Origin of the sequence: Dongia rigui (genome assembly GCF_034044635.1) — a bacterium.
Taxonomy (GTDB): Bacteria; Pseudomonadota; Alphaproteobacteria; order Dongiales; family Dongiaceae; genus Dongia; species Dongia rigui.
Genome location: NZ_JAXCLX010000001.1, coordinates 286,321 through 303,085 on the forward strand (window position 1 = coordinate 286,321; position 16,765 = coordinate 303,085).

At 60.1% G+C, this 16,765-nt stretch carries 13 protein-coding genes; 11 read left to right on the forward strand and 2 right to left on the reverse strand.

Features of this window, described 5'->3' with window-relative positions; all coding sequences use genetic code 11:
- Positions 1 to 18 precede the first annotated feature (18 nt).
- The 5 genes from SMD31_RS01365 (at position 19) to SMD31_RS01385 (ending at position 4,919) form a co-directional block, all read left to right on the forward strand.
- Positions 19 to 2,277: a flagellin N-terminal helical domain-containing protein gene (locus SMD31_RS01365; RefSeq protein WP_320498814.1), complete on the forward strand. Its 2,259-nt coding sequence runs from the start codon at positions 19 to 21 to the stop codon at positions 2,275 to 2,277.
- A 142-nt stretch (positions 2,278 to 2,419) separates the two neighbouring features.
- Positions 2,420 to 2,776, forward strand: a complete 357-nt coding sequence (locus tag SMD31_RS01370) for a flagellar biosynthesis repressor FlbT (protein ID WP_320498815.1) — start codon at positions 2,420 to 2,422, stop codon at positions 2,774 to 2,776.
- Between the two features lie 73 nt (positions 2,777 to 2,849).
- Positions 2,850 to 3,305, forward strand: a complete 456-nt coding sequence (locus SMD31_RS01375) for a flagellar biosynthesis regulator FlaF (RefSeq protein ID WP_407652066.1) — start codon at positions 2,850 to 2,852, stop codon at positions 3,303 to 3,305.
- Positions 3,306 to 3,332: 27 nt separating this feature from the next.
- Positions 3,333 to 4,181 (forward strand): hypothetical protein, encoded by an 849-nt coding sequence (locus SMD31_RS01380; protein ID WP_320498817.1) that lies wholly within the window; start codon positions 3,333 to 3,335, stop codon positions 4,179 to 4,181.
- A 12-nt stretch (positions 4,182 to 4,193) separates the two neighbouring features.
- The gene (locus SMD31_RS01385) at positions 4,194 to 4,919 is read left to right on the forward strand and encodes a hypothetical protein (protein ID WP_320498818.1); all 726 of its coding nucleotides are present in this window, start codon (positions 4,194 to 4,196) and stop codon (positions 4,917 to 4,919) included.
- A gap of 65 nt (positions 4,920 to 4,984) precedes the next feature.
- Here the strand turns inward: SMD31_RS01385 and SMD31_RS01390 are convergent, their stop codons facing one another.
- Positions 4,985 to 5,548, reverse strand: coding sequence for a methyltransferase domain-containing protein (locus SMD31_RS01390; protein ID WP_320498820.1), 564 nt, complete (start codon positions 5,546 to 5,548; stop codon positions 4,985 to 4,987).
- A 153-nt stretch (positions 5,549 to 5,701) separates the two neighbouring features.
- Between SMD31_RS01390 and SMD31_RS01395 the strand changes: the two genes are divergently transcribed.
- The gene (locus tag SMD31_RS01395) at positions 5,702 to 6,526 is read left to right on the forward strand and encodes an FkbM family methyltransferase (RefSeq protein WP_320498822.1); all 825 of its coding nucleotides are present in this window, start codon (positions 5,702 to 5,704) and stop codon (positions 6,524 to 6,526) included.
- Complete coding sequence (locus SMD31_RS01400; protein WP_320498823.1) at positions 6,510 to 7,238, forward strand: hypothetical protein; 729 nt, start codon at positions 6,510 to 6,512, stop codon at positions 7,236 to 7,238. Before SMD31_RS01395 ends, SMD31_RS01400 begins: the two co-directional genes overlap by 17 nt.
- Here SMD31_RS01400 and rfbB read toward each other — a convergent pair.
- Entirely contained in the window at positions 7,228 to 8,295 is a 1,068-nt protein-coding gene (gene rfbB / locus SMD31_RS01405; RefSeq protein WP_320498824.1) for a dTDP-glucose 4,6-dehydratase, read from the reverse strand. The genes SMD31_RS01400 and rfbB overlap by 11 nt on opposite strands.
- Positions 8,296 to 8,499: 204 nt before the next feature.
- On the opposite strand from rfbB, the gene SMD31_RS01410 reads away from it, so the two are divergent.
- Genes SMD31_RS01410 through SMD31_RS01425 form a run of 4 tightly spaced genes read left to right on the forward strand, consistent with a single transcriptional unit; the run spans position 8,500 to position 16,765 of the window.
- The gene (locus tag SMD31_RS01410; protein WP_320498825.1) at positions 8,500 to 10,773 is read left to right on the forward strand and encodes a flagellar hook-basal body complex protein; all 2,274 of its coding nucleotides are present in this window, start codon (positions 8,500 to 8,502) and stop codon (positions 10,771 to 10,773) included.
- Positions 10,774 to 10,801: 28 nt separating this feature from the next.
- Positions 10,802 to 12,514, forward strand: coding sequence for a flagellar hook-associated protein FlgK (gene flgK / locus SMD31_RS01415; protein ID WP_320498826.1), 1,713 nt, complete (start codon positions 10,802 to 10,804; stop codon positions 12,512 to 12,514).
- 17 nt (positions 12,515 to 12,531) lie between these two features.
- Positions 12,532 to 15,078 carry a hypothetical protein gene (locus SMD31_RS01420; RefSeq protein WP_320498827.1) on the forward strand — a complete coding sequence of 849 codons (2,547 nt, stop codon included), beginning with the start codon at positions 12,532 to 12,534 and terminating at the stop codon, positions 15,076 to 15,078.
- 10 nt (positions 15,079 to 15,088) lie between these two features.
- Positions 15,089 to 16,765 (forward strand): flagellar hook-length control protein FliK, encoded by a 1,677-nt coding sequence (locus SMD31_RS01425; RefSeq protein WP_320498829.1) that lies wholly within the window; start codon positions 15,089 to 15,091, stop codon positions 16,763 to 16,765.

The window sequence follows — 16,765 nt, forward strand, 5'->3', positions numbered from 1 at the left end:
TCCAAAGGGAGCATTCTTATGGCACAGAACGAAGTCCAGCTTGCCGCTGGCACACGCAGCAACCTCCTGCTGCTGCAAAACACGACAACCAAGTTGGAGCGGACCCAGCTCCGCCTGGCGACCGGCAACAAGATCAACTCTGCTCTGGAAGGTCCGGCCCAGTTCTTCGCGGCTAAGGGTCTCAACCAGCGCGCTGGCGACTTGAACAGCCTCAAAGACGGTATCGGCCAGGCGATCAGCACGATCAAATCGGCAGATACCGGCATCACGAACATTGAAAAGCTGGTCGAGCAGGCCCGCGGTCTCACCACCCAGGCTCTCGGCTCGTTGGGCACCGACGCGTCGTCCGTGTCGCTGCGTAACAGTCTCGCCAACCAGTACAACACCCTGCTTCGCCAGATCGATCGCCTCGCGGCCGACTCAGGCTACCAGGGCAAAAACCTGCTGATTGGCTCGGGTCTTACGATCGATGCAACCTCGTCGTCCAAGGCGGCGGTCAATGCCCTCTCAGGCATCGGCAATGCCATCACGACCAACGTCGTTTCGGCCGACAAATACAAGATCGCTGTTACAGGTGATGGTGCGATCTCCGGCTCCAGCGCCGATATCGCCCGGGCACAGACCGATCGTGGCATCTCGAACCTCGAGATCAACGGTTTTGCTTCTACGACCAATGCCAACTACGACTCCGTTATCGTCAAGCTGTCTGGCGGTACCGGCAAGGACAAGACCTTCACCGTGTCGGAAGGCGATCAGACGGTTACCCAGACCTTCACCAATTTGGATTGGCAGATCGCCAAATCCAATGGTGTCGATCTGCGCTTCTCGACCAAGTTCACCAGCGGCACCGTGGTCAGCTTCAACATCGATTTCGAAGCCATTGAGGACGTCCCGGATACCGCCGGCGTCGGCACCTCGGTGATCGAAAAGAATGTCAACCTGCAGCTGCAAGTGACCAACCAGAACGGTGAAATTATCACGCGTGACGGGCTCAATCTGCTCGGTCAGGGAAAGCTGGCGAATGGTGAAAACGCCTTCGCCTTCGATTCCGGCACGGCCCGCCTCACCGTCGACGAGCGCCAGTTGCTGCAATCGTCGAAGTACAACGCTGCCGTGGGCGCTGCCTATGGTACTGGCTCGAACGCGATTGCGTCGATCAACATCAACTCCATCACCGCCGTGTCGGCCGACTATAACGTGTCGATCGCCGTGGTCGGTACGTCCTTCAACTACACCGAGAACAACTTCCAAACCTTCAGCGTCGTGGCTCATGCCGTTGGCAGTACATCTGCCACCGTCACTGTCGTGGTGTCTGTGGGCGCGACCAACTCGGTCGAGAACAACTTTGCCGCCCTGGTCGACGGTCAAGGTGCCTCGATTGCCTTCAACTATGGTGAATTGAAGTTCACTGCCTCTGCCGCAGCCGCCGCAGCCAGCGAAGTCAGCACGACCTTGACCGGCGTGGACTTCAGCATCGGGGCGGTGGCCGTGCACAGCGCCGAGAGCTTTGCCGACAACACGGTGACCAGCGTTAATATCACGATCACCGCGACATCGACCTCGGCGACCTTCCAATACACCGACGAGTTCGGTGGGACGGCGTCGAAGACGGTGACGCTCTCTGGCTTCTCCAACGCCGCAGCTATCGCCGTGGCATCGCTGACGTTCAGCGTTCAGGGCGGTCTCAATAGCGGTGCCGTGTTCGTTCTCTCGCTTTCCGCCAATACGTTGTTCCAAACGACTGGTCAGGAATTGAACTTCAAGGTTCGCGGTGAATTCACCGCCGAGCGACCGATCGCCTTCGACGTTCGCAAGGCCAATACCGGCGGAACGGCCGTCCTGTCGACCAAACAGGCAACGGACGCATCGGATGCCAACAACCTTGCGGTGCAGCTGAACGAAGCCAACACCAGCAACGTGACGGTCGTCAGTCAGAACGTGCAAACCAACGGACAGGGATTGAGGCTCGACTTCGCCCAGAACGGATGGAATGACCGATCCGACATCGACAATGCGATCAAGCAGTTGGATGCCGCAAAGCTCTCGCTGCGAGCCGCATCGTCGAACCTCAGTACCAACTTGAACATCATCCAAACCCGAGAGGACTACACCAAGGAATTCTCGGACGTGCTGACCGAAGGCGCCAGTAAACTGGTTGCCGCCGATCAGAACGAAGAAGGTGCGAACATCCTGACCCTGCAGACCAGGCAGCAGTTGGGTACGATCTCGCTTTCTCTTGCCAACCAGGCGCAGCAGGCGATCTTGCGATTGTTCTAATCGTAGGAGCTTGGGTAGGATCGGGCAGCGGCGTCGCCGCTGCCCGTCCATCCCAAAGGTTCGATTGACCACCGGAGAGCTACCGGGGGTTTAGGGGAACTAGGCGCGTTAACGGGTATCCGAGATCTCATGGAGGCCCGCCTTGCCGCTCAAATTTACCCTTCGTCCCGGCGAAAAAGTGATCGTTAATGGTGCTGTCATTGGACGTGGTGAAGAGCCGGGTAGCTTCTATCTCTTTAACAAGGCGAATTTTCTGCGTGGCCGTGAGGTCATGAAAGATGGTGCCGCCGATACGATCGAGAAGCAGCTCTACCTTATTATCCAGCTTATTTACCTGTTTCCGGAGAACGCGCAGGAAAACCTTGTGAAATTCGAGGCCATCCTAGCGGAAACCATGCGACACCGGTCCGACGATCTTGTTGCGCTTACGGAAGTGGCACGCTTGGTGCATAGCGGTGACTACTACCGGGCTCTCAAGGCGACGGCGAAGCTCTTCTAGGGTATAGTGGAAGGCAAAGCAGTCGGCCCTTCCCGCCGAATTAGCGGCTGGATGGCGCCACGGAGGGAATGGAATGAAGCCGGCGACTGGTTACGCAAGTCAACCGAGAGCGATGGATCCGCGCAGCACCGAGGCCTGGGCGCTGGCCGAGGCATCCCGTCGTCTCGTCCTTGCCGCCCGAATCACCGACGACAATGGCGAGGCTCTGCGGACCGCTCTGATCCTCAATCAGCGCTTATGGTCGATCTTCCAGGCCTCGCTCATCGACCCGTCTTGCGAGTTGCCAAAGGACATCAGAGACAACGTTCTGGCGCTTTCAATTCTCGTCGATCGGCACTTGATGCAGCGCCTCGGCGATCTCGATGGCAGCAAGATCCAACCGATTCTCGACATCAACCGCTCCATTGCCGAAGGACTTTCCGCCCAGCCGGAACGGGCAACCGATGTCGGCGCGGCACCTGCGGCTCCAGCCAATCCCGCGCCAGTGACGGGCAAGAATGCGCAACCATTCATGAATTTGACGGCCTGAACCGGCTCATCTGCGGAGGCGAAGAATATGGTTGACTATGTCGGTGCAGGGACCAAGGCAGCGAATGCAGAGGCAGCGGCACTCATTGCCAAGAATGCCGCTATTCTGGCGCAGGCGCGGAAAGACACAGCCAAGGCCATCGAAGACAGCAATGTAAAGCCCGCACCAAATGCCGCCGATGACCTTGCTGCCATCAACGAACAAGTGAAGGTTCTGGTCGATCAGAAAGAGATCGACGATTCCGGCCGGAAGCAGGAATACCAGAAAAACACCAACGACGTTCAGATCGACAACAACATGACGGCGCGGGATATCGGTATCCTGCGTAAGAATGACAGCCGCCTCAATCTGTTCAGTTCGCTGACCGAGGGCGATAAGGTTGATGTTTTTAAGTTCCGGGTGACGACGACGGCCAATACCAAGCTCGGCACGCTGGCGGCGGATGAGCAGTCCAAGGAATTGCTGCGCGTTCAGGTCTTTTCCAAGTCGAGCGGTGCCTTGATTGCAGATCAGGATCCCAAATCCGGCGACGCCTACGAAAATTTCAAAGCACTCCAGGCCGGCACGTTCGAGCTGGATAAGGGCGATTACCTGGTGCGGGTTTCGCGCCTGCCAGGCCTGGATGTGCGATCGGAAAAGGCGGTCCAGTACGTGATCCAGTTGAGCCAAGGCGTTTACCGGAATGATTTCGACACTGTCGAGAAAGGTGTTTCGGAAGACCAGGATGCGTTTGGCCAACCGCTGAGCCTCGGTGCCGGTCACGATGCCCTGATGAGCGGGCTTTCATCGGCATCGAGCTTCATTTCAAGCCTGCCCGCGATCGGCACGTCGGCCACCGACAAGCTGACCGGCGCGATGTACGACGCCTTGTCCTAACTGGAAAGAACGATGTCCGGCCAAACCTACGAACAGCCACTGCGCATCTTCATCGGCTACGATCACCGTCAAGCTGTTTCCTATAACGTCCTTCAATTCAGCATTTTGCGCCGCTGCTCAAAGCCCGTCGCAATCACGCCCCTGGTGCTGCCCACCTTGCCGATGACCCGTCAGGGGCTGACCCCCTTCACCTTCAGTCGGTTCTTGACTCCCTGGTTGTCCGGCTACCAGGGTTGGTCAATGTTCATGGACACAGACTATCTTTGCCTTGCGGATCTCGCCGAGCTCTTTGCCCTGTGCGACGACCGGTATGCAGCGATGGTGTCGAAGAATGTGAAGAAGTTCGAATGGGCGTCGATGATCATGTTCAATTGCGGTCATCCGGCCAACCGGATCCTGACCCCCGACTATGTCGAAGACCCCAAACAGGCCCGGGCGCCGCACGGGCTGGACTGGCTGCCAGATCAATTGGTCGGCGACCTTCCGCGAGAATGGAACCATCTGGTCGGTTACGACAAACCCCGCACAGACGCCAAACTCGTGCATTACACTCAGGGCATGCCGGTGTTCGAGGAAACTCAGGGCAGCGAATACACCCAGGAATGGCTGGCCGAGCATCAGGCCTCCAATCAGACGCAGAGCTGGCAGGACCTGATGGCACGCTCGGTTCACTCGGCAAAGACCGCATCCGGCCGGCGCGTCGCCAAGCTTCACAAAGAAGCAATTCTTCAGCCCTGACGATCCTTGAGATCCAAAAAAAGGCCCGAACAATGTTCGGGCCTTTTTGTTTGATAATCCGGCGCTTAGACCGGCTCGACCAGGATCGGCTTTTCCGGCTTCCGTTCGACCAGCACCCAGAAGCCCTGCGGCATCTTCTGGAAGACGGTGAGATCGAAGCGCTCCATGAACTTCGGCAACCACCAAGCTGGTCCTTCCTGGATCAGGTGGGCATTGCGGCCATCCGGCAAGACCTTGATCGCCGGCCCGGTATGAACGGTGAAGAAACCGCGCTTCATTACCAGCCGCTTCAGGTGATCGAGCACGCTGTCCAGATAATCGGGCTCGATATGTTCAAGAACATCGATGCAGCACACGAAGCCGCACGGTGACGGCTCGGCAGCCCATTCGGGCCGCGCCGGGTCGTAGTGGTGGATATTCAGCGGCGTGCTGATGAGCTGACGAAGGGTCTCGCCCAGCCGGCCCTTCCCCGCACCGTAGTCCAGAAGCTCGCTGGTCCCGGTCTGCTGCATGATCTTGGCAACGACCGGGGCATATTGCACGGACGCGACGCCGTAATTGGGGTTCTCGTGCAGTTTTTCCTGCATGCGGCGGTATTCTTCGCTGATCTGTCCACTTGGGGTCGCCATGACATCGCTCCATTTCGTGGCTTTGGCCTGCGCAGATACTAGCAGTTTTTGTGCCACCGCGTCTCGAATGGCGGCTTAACGCCGCGATTGGCACGGATTCTGCTCAACATTCCTGGACATTTCATTAATGGCCACCTACCGTTGGAGCGGAAAATGTTCCCGATGCGAGCCGATACGGAGCCGAAGGCACAGCATATGCAGATTGATCCGCGTGTCATGGATGCCGTCAAGAAGTACGAGGCTGGCATGCCGGTCATTGCCGTTCCTTACCGAGGTAGGAAGCTGCGCTACGCCCTGCCGGGGAAGACGCCGTTGTGGCGCGTCCAGACCCTTTTCACGAAAGAACCATGCACCATCGAGTGGCTTGAATCGATCGAGCCCGGCGCGGTCCTCCTTGATGTTGGAGCGAATGTCGGCATGTATACGGTCTTTGCCGCCGTCATGCGCGACGCTCGCGTTTTCGCCTTCGAACCGGAATCGCAGAATTACGGCCTGCTGTGCCGCAACTTGGTGGGCAACAACATCTCGGATCGGGTCAGCGCCTTCTGCTGCGCGCTGTCCGACGAAGCCAAGTTCAGCATGATCCATCTTTCGCAGTTCACGATTGGCGGCTCTTGCCATAGCTTTGACCAGTCGGTGGATTTCAAGCTGGAGCAACGCGAGTCCCCCTTCATCCAGGGCTGTTTCTCCGCGCGCATCGACCAACTCGTGGCGGATGGCGTGATGCCGGTTCCTCACTACGTCAAGCTCGATGTCGACGGGTTCGAACACAAGGTCATCGCCGGCGGCATGGAGACTTTGCGCAAGCCTGACGTGCGGTCGTTGATCATTGAGATCAACCCCCATCTTGCCGAGCATCGCGAGATCATCGATATCCTGGCAGGTCTTGGTTTTCAGTGCGATCCGGCGCAAGTCGCTAAGGCCGCACGTACCGAAGGCGCTTTCACTGGAGTGGGCGAGTATGTTTTCCGACGTTAAATTTCATCTGATCTATCAGATCGCCAACTGCCAGGTTCGCAACTTTCCGTTCCCGCACATCTACGTGAAGGACGTCTTCCCGGACGGATTTTACCAGGAATTGCGGCGCAACCTGCCGCCGAACGAGGGTTACATCGCGTTGGTTGACACAAAGCGCGTTGGCACCGGTTATTCACGGGCGCGCCTGGCGTTGTTCCCATCCGATCTCGACAAAGCCCATATCACGCCGGCACAACGCGATTTCTGGCGCAACGTCTTCAACACGCTAGGCGACGGTGAATTCGCAGCCTGCGTGTTCGACCGCTTTCGCCCCTGGATCGAACAGCGCTTTAAAACCGATGGAGCCAATCGCGGTCTCAAAGTGTGGCACGAGACGTTTCTTATGCGTGATCTTGAAACATATTCTTTGGGGCCGCATACGGACGCTGTGGCGAAGCTGGTTTCCATGCTGTTTTACCTACCGGGTGACGATTCATCGTCCGAGCTCGGCACGGCACTCTATCTGCCCAAGGATCGCAGCTTCACCAGTGAAGGCGGACCGCATCTGGAGTTTGAGGATTTCGATCACGTCATGTCGGTGCCTTATGCGCCGAATGTCGTGGCCTCTTTTCCGAAGACCAAGGCCTGCTTTCATGGTGTCGAGCCGGTGAAAGGCCCCAACAAGCAGCGCGACATTCTGTTCTTCGACCTCAAAGGCAAGGTCAGCGAATAGCACCGGCGCCGAGGCGTTCCGCGCGGTAGCCGCCGGCGAGTTTTGCCTGCCACCATGCCTCGTTCGCGACATACCAGGCGATGGTTTGGGCAAGGCCGGAATCGAGATCCGTCGTCTGGCGCCAGCCGATTTCGCGTTCCGTCTTGCCGGGATCGATGGCGTAGCGCAGATCGTGGCCGGGGCGATCGGTGACGAAGGTGATGAGATCGGCATAGCTGCCGCGGGCTCTTGGCCGCAAGCGGTCGAGATGTCCGCAGATCGTGCGCACGACGTCGATGTTTCGGCGCTCGCCATGGCCACCGACATTGTACTTCTCGCCGAGCCGGCCCTTTTGCGCGATCGCCAGCAACGCGGTGACATGGTCATCGACAAAGAGCCAGTCCCGCACGTTCTCGCCCGTGCCGTAGACGGGCAGGTTTTCGCCTTTGAGGGCCCGGATGATCATGTGCGGGATCAGCTTTTCGGGAAACTGGTAAGGCCCGTAGTTATTGGAACAATTGCTGACAATGACGGGCAGGCCATAGGTCACTTGCCAGGCCCGCGCCAGATGATCGGCAGACGCCTTGCTTGCCGCGTATGGTGAATTCGGCCGGTAGGGGCTTTCTTCGGTAAAGCTGCCGGCGGCGCCCAGCGTCCCATAGACTTCGTCGGTCGATACATGGATGAAGCGGAAGGCAGTTCTGACATCGGCGCCAAGGCTGCGCCAGTAGTCCAGGGCGGCCCCCAACAGGCGCTGTGTGCCGACAACATTGGTCTCGATGAACGCATCCGGGCTGTCGATTGAGCGATCGACATGCGTTTCCGCCGCGAGATGGAAGACCCACTCCGGACGGAACCTGGCGAAGATCTCACCCAATTTCTCACGCGCACAGATATCGGCGACTTCGAGGGCGTAATTCGGCTGCGCGGCGACGTCAGCCAGGGCTGCGAGGTCGGCCGCATAGGTCAGCTTGTCGAGATTGAGCACCTCATAGCCGCCGCTCTTCATCAGATGGCGACACAGCGCCGAGCCGATGAAGCCCGCGCCACCCGTCACCAAAACACGCCTGTTGGCCATGCTTGCTCCCGCTCTTCCCGCCCACTCCGGCACGCGGCAGATGCTACCGCGCCCCTGCAGAAAAGGTGACGCCATTTCTGCCTAGAGTGCCGGCCCATGTCCATAAGCATTTGAATTGTATTGTAGAAATGGGGCGCCGCAGGTTGGCCCAAGACTTGCTTTAGGAGTGAAAACCAAAACTCTCTCGAACCTGGCGAGGCCTAAATGAGTATTCTCGGGGCAATGTTTACGGCGGTCAGCGGTGTAAACGCCCAGTCGAAATCCCTCGGCCATATCTCAGACAACATCGCGAACTCACAGACCACCGGCTACAAAAAGGTGGATACGCGCTTCGAAACGCTGATCACCGTTTCGAATGCCAATCTGCATCAGCCGGGCGGTGTCGTCGCCTCGCCTTCGTATGCCAATTCTCTGCAGGGCAACGTCAACCAGACGCAGACCCTCACCAATATGGCAATCAGTGGCCAGGGGTTCTTCGTCGTCAGCCGCCCGGAATCACAGACGGCGAACCAGACGCTGTTCAACGACCTGCCCTATTACACCCGCGCTGGCGATTTCGAAGTCAATCGCGACGGATATCTCGTCAACAACGGTGGTTATTACCTGAACGGCTGGGCGGTTGATGAGCAAACCGGTGTCGCCGATACCTCGACACTGGCGCCGATCCGCATCACCCAGACAATCGACGAGCCGACCCCGACGAGCGAACTCGAATTCGTCGGCAACCTGCCGGCATCTTCCAAAGTCAACCCGACGCCCGCCCTGGCACCGACCAATATCAAGGTCTATGACGCCCTGGGCAACCCCCACACCGTGTCATTGGTCTGGGCCAAGCGCGCTGACAACCTGTGGAAGCTCGATATCGTGGCAGCCGATAGCACGCTGGACCCGGTTTCGGGTACGCTGGTCGGCGTCAACGACCAGGCGATGGCAGTCGCCAACACGACGGCGAACGTGCCCGCGGTCTCGCAGGTCGATACCATCACCCTGCCCTCTGATGGATTGGCTTTCGGCCAGTCATTGACGTTCACGATCGGCTCGAATTCTGTCACTGTCACGGCGCCAGTCGGCGGCTACACACAGTCCACAGTCGGCTCTGCGCTCATCGCCGCCATCAACGGCAATCCCGGGCTTTCCGCCCAGGTGACAGCCGGCAACCTCACCGCCACAACCTTCGACGTCTCGGCGGATGTCGGCGGCACCCCCTTCTCGCTGACCCTTGGCGGCAGCGGTTCGGGCCAAACAGATACCGTGACGATCCCAAATACCGGCCTTGCCGCCGGCGACACGATCAGCGTCACCATCAACGGCACGCTCATCACCTATACCGCCGTTGGTGTCGAAACCGCGCAGACAGCGCGCGACGGCCTCATTGCCCTCATCAACGCCAATGTGACCGTGAACGCTCAGGTCACCGCATCGCCAGGCGCTACGAATACGCTTCTGATCAACGCTGACGCGGCGCAGGGCACCTTCACCAATGCCGTGTCGGATACGCTGACAGTCGGCGCCCTGACGCTCGGCACCGCGACCGGCGCTTCGTCCGTCAATACGGTGGCGAACGGTCTGCCGACGGCGCAGGTCGATACCGTCACCCTCTCCGGCACCGTCGGCCCCGGTGAAATCGGCGATACCTACACCATCAATGTCGGCTCGCAGACGATTTCCTATATCGCCAATGGGACCGAGACGAGCCTCAATGACGTTGCCATTGGCATCGCGGCGCTGATAAATGCCAATTCGTCGCTCGGCGTCACCGCAACGGCGCTCGGCAGCACCGTCCAGCTGACCGCGATCAATGCCGGTACACCGTTCACCTCGACGGTCGCCGCATCGAACGGGTCGACCAACTCGTTCATTGACGTCCAGTTCGGCGCCACGGCAGCAACTGCCGGTCAGTTGGTGGGCATCAGCAATGCCTACAATATCAATGGCAATGCGGTCACCCCGACGGCACAGAACTCTGGCGCCGACGCCGTTATAACTTTCCAGGTCGATTACGGTGTCGGTCCGCAGACGATCGAGCTGAACCTCGGCAAGTTCCAGACGACCGAAGGTGTCACGCAGTTCTCCGGCAACACCATCGACGTCCGCCGCTTCACCCAGGACGGCGTGCCGCAAGGCATCTTCAAGGATCTCAATATCCGCGACAATGGCGACGTCGAGCTCAACTACGACAACGGCCGCAGCCGCATCTTCTTCAAGGTGCCGATCGCCCAGTTCTACGACGCCAATACCTTGAAGCGTGAAAGCGGCCAGGCCTTCACCGAAACCTTCGACAGTGGCTCAGCACGCATGTCGGGAGCGGGCGAAAACGGCGCCGGTACGTTGCGTGGCTCTGCAGTCGAAGGCTCGAACGTCGATATCGCCGAGGAATTCTCGAAGATGATCGTCACGCAGCGATCCTACTCGGCCAACACCCGCGTCATCACCACGGCCGACGAGATGCTGCAGGATATCATCAACATCAAGCGTTAAGCTGAATAGTGAAGTGGGATAGGCAGTCATGTCGCTGACAGGCGCCCTCAACGCAGCCGTCGCCAGTCTTCGGGTCAATCAGGCCAGCATCTCGGTGCTGTCCGCGAACATCGCGCATGTGAACGACCCGAACTACACCAAGAAGACGCTCAATCGCGAATCCATCGTGCTGGGTGACTCCCAGGTCGGCAGCGTCGCCGTCGCCGGCTATTCCACCGCGGTCAGCGAAAACCTGCGCAAGCAGATGGAAACCCTGATCGCCGGCAGCGGTACCAGCGGCGCTCAGAACGAACTGATGTCGCGCGTGCAGCAGCTGCTGGGCACCAGCACCGACCAGGCGGCACTCCCTAGCCTGCTGTCGCAGTTCACGGCCGCCTGGCAGACATTGCAGGCAACGCCTGAGTCGAAATCGGCGCAGACAGCGGTCATCCGCTATGGCCAGCAATTGACCGAAGAGGTCAATCGCGTGGCAGCCGGCATCGACTCCCTCGACAGCGAAGTCAAGGACGAGACGACCCAATCAGTCGACGCCCTCAATGGCCTGCTGGAACAAGTCTTCGAGCTCAATGTCCGCTTACGTTCGGCAAGCGAGAACGGCGCCGAGCGCGCCGACCTCATCGATCAACGCGACAATCTGGTGCGCCAGGTCGCCCAATATGTCGATGTGCGAACGGTCGAGCGGGAGAATGGCGCGATCGCATTGTTTACGCCCGCCGGCCTCAGCCTGGTTGACGGTCCGCCCTCAAATTTCACCTTCGACGGGACCAACATTTTCCGTGCCGAAGATCCGAAGACGCCGATCGAAAGCCTCTTCCGGGAAGGAAAAATCCGCGCCCTTGTCGATTTTCGGCTGGACAACAGCTCCAAGGCCGTGCCGGTCAGCACCGATCCGGCGACTGAGGTGCTGCGCAAGCTCCGCTCCCAGCTCGACCAGGTCGCCAAGGCGATGACATCAACAACCGGGTCGACCTTCAGTTCGGCCTATGATGCCGCGGGTCAATCGCTGCGGGTGGTGATGAGCTTCCAGACCACCGTCGCCGCCCAGCCCGCGTCTCCGCAATATACGACGGTCGGCCTCACCGGTGACCTGCGCCCAGGTGACGTGTTCGAGATTGATATCAACGGCCGGACCTTCAGCTATACGGCCCAGGCCAACGACGCAACGTTGGATGCAATCGCTGGAAAGCTTGCGGGTCTTATCAATGGCGATACGACGCTCGGCGTCACCGCCGTCGCCGGTGCCGGTGCGATCCAGCTTTCCGGAACGGCAAACGACACCCCTTATTCCGTCAAGACGCTTGCCAACGGGGAGCCGCCGGAACTGAAGAGTGGCTTCTTCATCGGCTCGGACCGCTTTACTTTCGCAGTCAATGAATCCCTGCTCGACGGCACGCAGCAGTTGAAGAAGAACTCGGCCTCCGATGTCGTGACGGCCCTCAACAGCACGGACCGGACCTTTGTGGCGGCGGGGCTCACCGTCAGCGGCGTCTCCTACAAGGGGATGATGATCAACATCGTCGGCACGTCGGTCGCCAATGCCAAGAGCATCGCCGACCAGGCCAAGTTCGATTCCGAAAGCCTTAAGCAAACCGAACAGCGTTATCAGGCGGATGTCGGCGTCAATCTGGATGAAGAGCTCGCCAATCTCCAGGTCCTGCAGAATGCCTACGCTGCCTCGGCACGCCTGTTGACGGTCGTGCAGCAGCTGTTCGACACACTGCAAGCCGCAGTTAGCCGGTAGCGGCCAAGGAGAATATCATGAGCCTCAACGCCTATAGCTCCTACGCCAACTACCTCAGCAATATCTCAGGGGTAAAGAACCTGCAGGTTTCGCTGGCGCAGCTGACCCAGCAGCTCAATACCGGCAAGAAGTCGCTCGACCTGACGACATATGGCGTCCAGGGTTCGCGCCTTCTGGATCTGCGGGCCGATATTCAGCGTCGCGAAGGCTATCTCGATGCGATCAAGGCCGTCACCCCGGACATCAAGGCCTATGACAACGTCTTCAACAGCATGGAGAAGCTGACGAGCAACATGTACAGCGCCTTCCTTAGCCCGTTGAGCGACCCACCCGTAGCGCAGAAGGACAAGATCGTCCTCGAGGGCGATATCAGCGACGTGGGCGACATCTACAAGGTAACGGTCGACGGCAAGCTGTTTTCCTATGTGACCGGCGGGATCGAAGGCAGCCTCGACGACATCGCAGGGAACCTTGCCAACCAAATCAATGCCGAACCGGGCATGCGCGTAAAGGCGAAGGCCGTCAGTGGCGAGATTACGATTACGTCGATCGAAGTCGGCGCCACCTACAACGTTACGGCAAGCGTCACCAATGTCGCCGGTGGTGCCGAGAACAAGGTGACGACCACGCAGCTCCAGCAGGGCAAGGTCTCCCCCATCGTCGGGCAGATCGACAGCTCCCTCAGCCAGCTGCAATCGCTGCTGAATGAACAGATCAATGATCGGTTTCTTTTCGGTGGCTTGACGGCCAATGACAAGCTGCCGGTGGTCGATCTTCACAAGCTCCCGGATCCGAGCGGCAGTGCCAACGCCATCACGTCCTCGACCGTACAGCAATTGGCAACAGGGACGACGGTACAGAAGGTGCGCGTTTCAACCGACTATCTCGGTGCGCTGCAGACCGAGACCTTCACCATCAACGCCCAGGCCTTCACCTTCACCGGCCCGTTGACTGCCCAGGAACTGGCCGACCAGTTGCGGACCGCCATCAACGGGTCGGTGCCCCTGACAGGCGTCGTCACGGTCAGCGATGTCGACGCCAATGGACTGACCATCACGGCGACGACCCCCGGCACTGCCTTCAGCGCGGTCATCACGGGTACCGATCCGACACCGGCAACCGTTGCAACCGTGCAGCCCAATGTCCCGATCGGCGCGTCCCAGGTCGATACCCTGCAGCTTTCAGGTCCGGTCGGCACAATCAACGAGATCTTCAGCGTGACGATCATGGATCCGCCGAACAACACGTTACCGGTGACCATCTCGTACCAGACCACGGGCGACGAAAAGAGCCTTGACGATATCGTCACCAAGCTGGTCGACAAGATCAACTCGTACCAGCCGCCATTCACGGTCACTGTCACCGCGCCAGGCAACGGCCGGATTCAGTTGAGCTCGACGACCGCCTTCGAATCTCATGGCGGCGTGCAAAGCCAACCGACCATCGCCACGACCCAGCGCACCGTCGTACCGGTCGCCCAGAAAGACGAAGTGACCTTCCCCGGCCCGTTCGGCGATGCCGGCGACGTCTATACCATGAACTTTACCGCCCCAGTCGCCGGCGGCCCGTTCACCGTGACAACGACCTCGGTCGATGATGCGCAATCGGTGGCCCAGAAATTTGCGGGCCTGATCAATGCCGCCGGCCTCGGTGTCACGGCAGCCATCAAGGGCAGCAAACTGGTCCTCAGCTCCGACACGCCCGGCACCGCCTTTACCTATACCGCGGTCCTCACGACAGATGTCGGGCAGGTGACCGCGGCGCCATCGACGGCCACCACAATCGCCAACATTCCGGCCGGTCCGTTGCCGCAGATCGATACGGTGAGCCTCTCCGGCCCCGTCGGTCGCAAGGGGGACGCTTATGAATTGACTGTCGGTGGCCGCACCGTGCGCTATCTGACGACCGGCGCCGAACGCGACATGGACGCGATCGCCATCAATCTGGTGGCGCTGGTCAACGCGGCCGTCCCGGCCATGTCGGTAACAGCCAATGCCGGCGCAACCGGCACCGGCAGCTTCACGCTGACGTCGAATACGCCAGGCGTCGTCCTCGACACTGCGCTGAAGGTGGTCCAGCCCACCGTGGTCACGGATCCGGTCGCCCCCATCTACAACGAGCACCAGGAGCCGAACGATTCAGCCAATGCCTGGCAGCGCGGTAAGATCACAGTTGCAGACCAATTGACGCTGCGCAGCACGTTCTCGGCCAACGAGGCCGCGTTCCAGAAGCTGCAGCTGGCATTGCGCTATGCCCAATCCGCCGTGAACGACCTCGATCACTACCAGGAAAAGATCGATGTCGCTCGGCAACTGGCAAACGATGCACTTACCGGTATTCGCGCACTGCACGCCGACAATACCGTGAACGACGCCGTCATTACGGCGACCTCATTGTCGCACCAGACGTCGATCAATCTTTATACCGACGGCACCGAACAAATCGAGGGTGTCGACAAGAACGAGGTCGCGGCAAAGCTGGATGTGGCCCAAACCCAGTTGCAGGCAATCTTTGCGGTGATGGGCACGACCAGTCAGATCTCGCTCGTGAACTTTCTGGCCTGAAGGATTGGAAATGGAAACAAATCGGATCGATCTCGCTTTTGCGCTGGCCAGCAAGAACACCCAGGTCAAATCCGCGAATGGCGGGAGCGGCAGCGCCTTTGCCGACATGCTGCTTGGTGCCACAACTCAGAAGATGGGTTCTTTCGGCATCGGTCAGTCGCAGGTGAAGCCCACGGAGACCTACACGCCGCGACGGCGCTTCGACGACTACACGACATCGCAGTTCGACGCGCATAGCGGGGCCAGCAGCCACATTGATCACCGGGTGGATAACAGTCAGTCGCGCTCGCGCTGGAGCGTGGACGATGCCTCGGTCAATCCCGGCCGCGGGCCGCAGGATCGCTCCGAACACGTCGTCCATCAGGGGCGCGCGGTGCAAAGCCAGAACGGCGGCGAAGCTCAGCCGGCGGATGCCCTCGAGGTTGGTACCGATGGCGGCGTCGATCCGGTCACCGAGACCGAGGTGACGGAAGAGGATCGGGACGCCATGATTGGCGGCGACGAGTGCGGCACCGGGGATTCCGACCAGGACACCACGCAATCCGATACGCCCGTTATTTCCAGCGCTGCGCCGATGCCCCTCCCCGAGGAAATGCCGGCAACCACTGAGCTTGAGCCCGCGGCAGTCGCGCCGGCCGCTGCCGGATCGGCCGAGCCCGCTGGCAAGGTTGCCGAGAGCGAGGCCTCGCCCGAGGAGATTGCTGCAGCTGCGGTCGCAACCGCCACTTCCGCCCTGCCGGAGGGGGCAGCCACGACCGCCGAACCAGCCAGTGACGGAATTGAAGCCGATCTGGACAAGTCGGAAAAGGATACTGGCGATGCACCGGCCAAGCAGGGCATCACCTTCTCGGCCACCCTCGCCTTGACCGATACGGCCGATGACATGGCGGCCGAAGCAGAAAGCCAGGCCAACGCGATCACCGGCCGCAACGAGCAGCAGCTCGAAGACGCAGGGTCGTCTTTTCGCCGTAACAACGCCAATGCGCGCCGCAATCAGGGCAATGGCGCGGGGGCCACCGGGGCTCAGGCCACGACAGTTCACCAGGCGGCGGCCGCAGTCGCCGCGACCGAGGCCCATGCTGCCAGCACGGCCACCCAGGGTACGGCATCAGCGGCGAGTGGCGTGGCCCCGCTCGGTTTCGATACCGGCCTTGGTAATGCAGCCGGCCTGCCCGGCTGGAACGTCCACCTCGCGCAGGGATCGGCCATCCGCCGTGGCGATTTCGTCGCCAATTTGCGCCAGCACCTGCAAAATTTGCCGGCCCATGAGCAGGTGGCGCTCAGCATTCAGCGGTCATTGAAGGATGGCGGCGGCAATATCACCCTGCAGCTGTCACCGGCCGAGCTCGGCCGCATCCACCTGAAGCTCAAGATTGACGAGGAAAACAACGTCCAGGCCTCAGTAACGGTCGAGCGCCCGGCGACCCTCGAGCTGCTGCAGCGCGACATGAAGGCGTTGGAACGGGCCTTGCAAGAGGCTGGTCTGAAAGCCGGTCCCGGCGACCTTTCCTTCAGTTTGCAAGGGGGTGACCCGGAAGCCTTTGCCCGTGAGTTCGGTTCCGGCAGCGGAAGCGGGCCAAACGGGTCGGCACGCGGCGCCGGCAGCGATGGCGCCGAGGACGCGCCCGGGGCCGTGGCGGCCGCAATCGTCGATACAGCCGATGGCTGGGTCGATGTGCAGGTTTAG

Bases quoted from the DNA above. Each gene is read 5' to 3' on its own strand.
- SMD31_RS01365 (WP_320498814.1), top strand. From the start codon at position 19: ATGGCACAGAACGAAGTCCAGCTTGCCGCTGGCACACGCAGCAACCTC.
- SMD31_RS01380 (WP_320498817.1), top strand. From the start codon at position 3,333: ATGGTTGACTATGTCGGTGCAGGGACCAAGGCAGCGAATGCAGAGGCA.
- flgK (WP_320498826.1), top strand. From the start codon at position 10,802: ATGTCGCTGACAGGCGCCCTCAACGCAGCCGTCGCCAGTCTTCGGGTC.
- SMD31_RS01385 (WP_320498818.1), top strand. From the start codon at position 4,194: ATGTCCGGCCAAACCTACGAACAGCCACTGCGCATCTTCATCGGCTAC.
- SMD31_RS01400 (WP_320498823.1), top strand. From the start codon at position 6,510: ATGTTTTCCGACGTTAAATTTCATCTGATCTATCAGATCGCCAACTGC.
- SMD31_RS01390 (WP_320498820.1), bottom strand. From the start codon at position 5,548: ATGGCGACCCCAAGTGGACAGATCAGCGAAGAATACCGCCGCATGCAG.
- rfbB (WP_320498824.1), bottom strand. From the start codon at position 8,295: ATGGCCAACAGGCGTGTTTTGGTGACGGGTGGCGCGGGCTTCATCGGC.
- SMD31_RS01375 (WP_407652066.1), top strand. From the start codon at position 2,850: ATGAAGCCGGCGACTGGTTACGCAAGTCAACCGAGAGCGATGGATCCG.
- SMD31_RS01395 (WP_320498822.1), top strand. From the start codon at position 5,702: ATGTTCCCGATGCGAGCCGATACGGAGCCGAAGGCACAGCATATGCAG.
- SMD31_RS01410 (WP_320498825.1), top strand. From the start codon at position 8,500: ATGAGTATTCTCGGGGCAATGTTTACGGCGGTCAGCGGTGTAAACGCC.
- SMD31_RS01420 (WP_320498827.1), top strand. From the start codon at position 12,532: ATGAGCCTCAACGCCTATAGCTCCTACGCCAACTACCTCAGCAATATC.
- SMD31_RS01425 (WP_320498829.1), top strand. From the start codon at position 15,089: ATGGAAACAAATCGGATCGATCTCGCTTTTGCGCTGGCCAGCAAGAAC.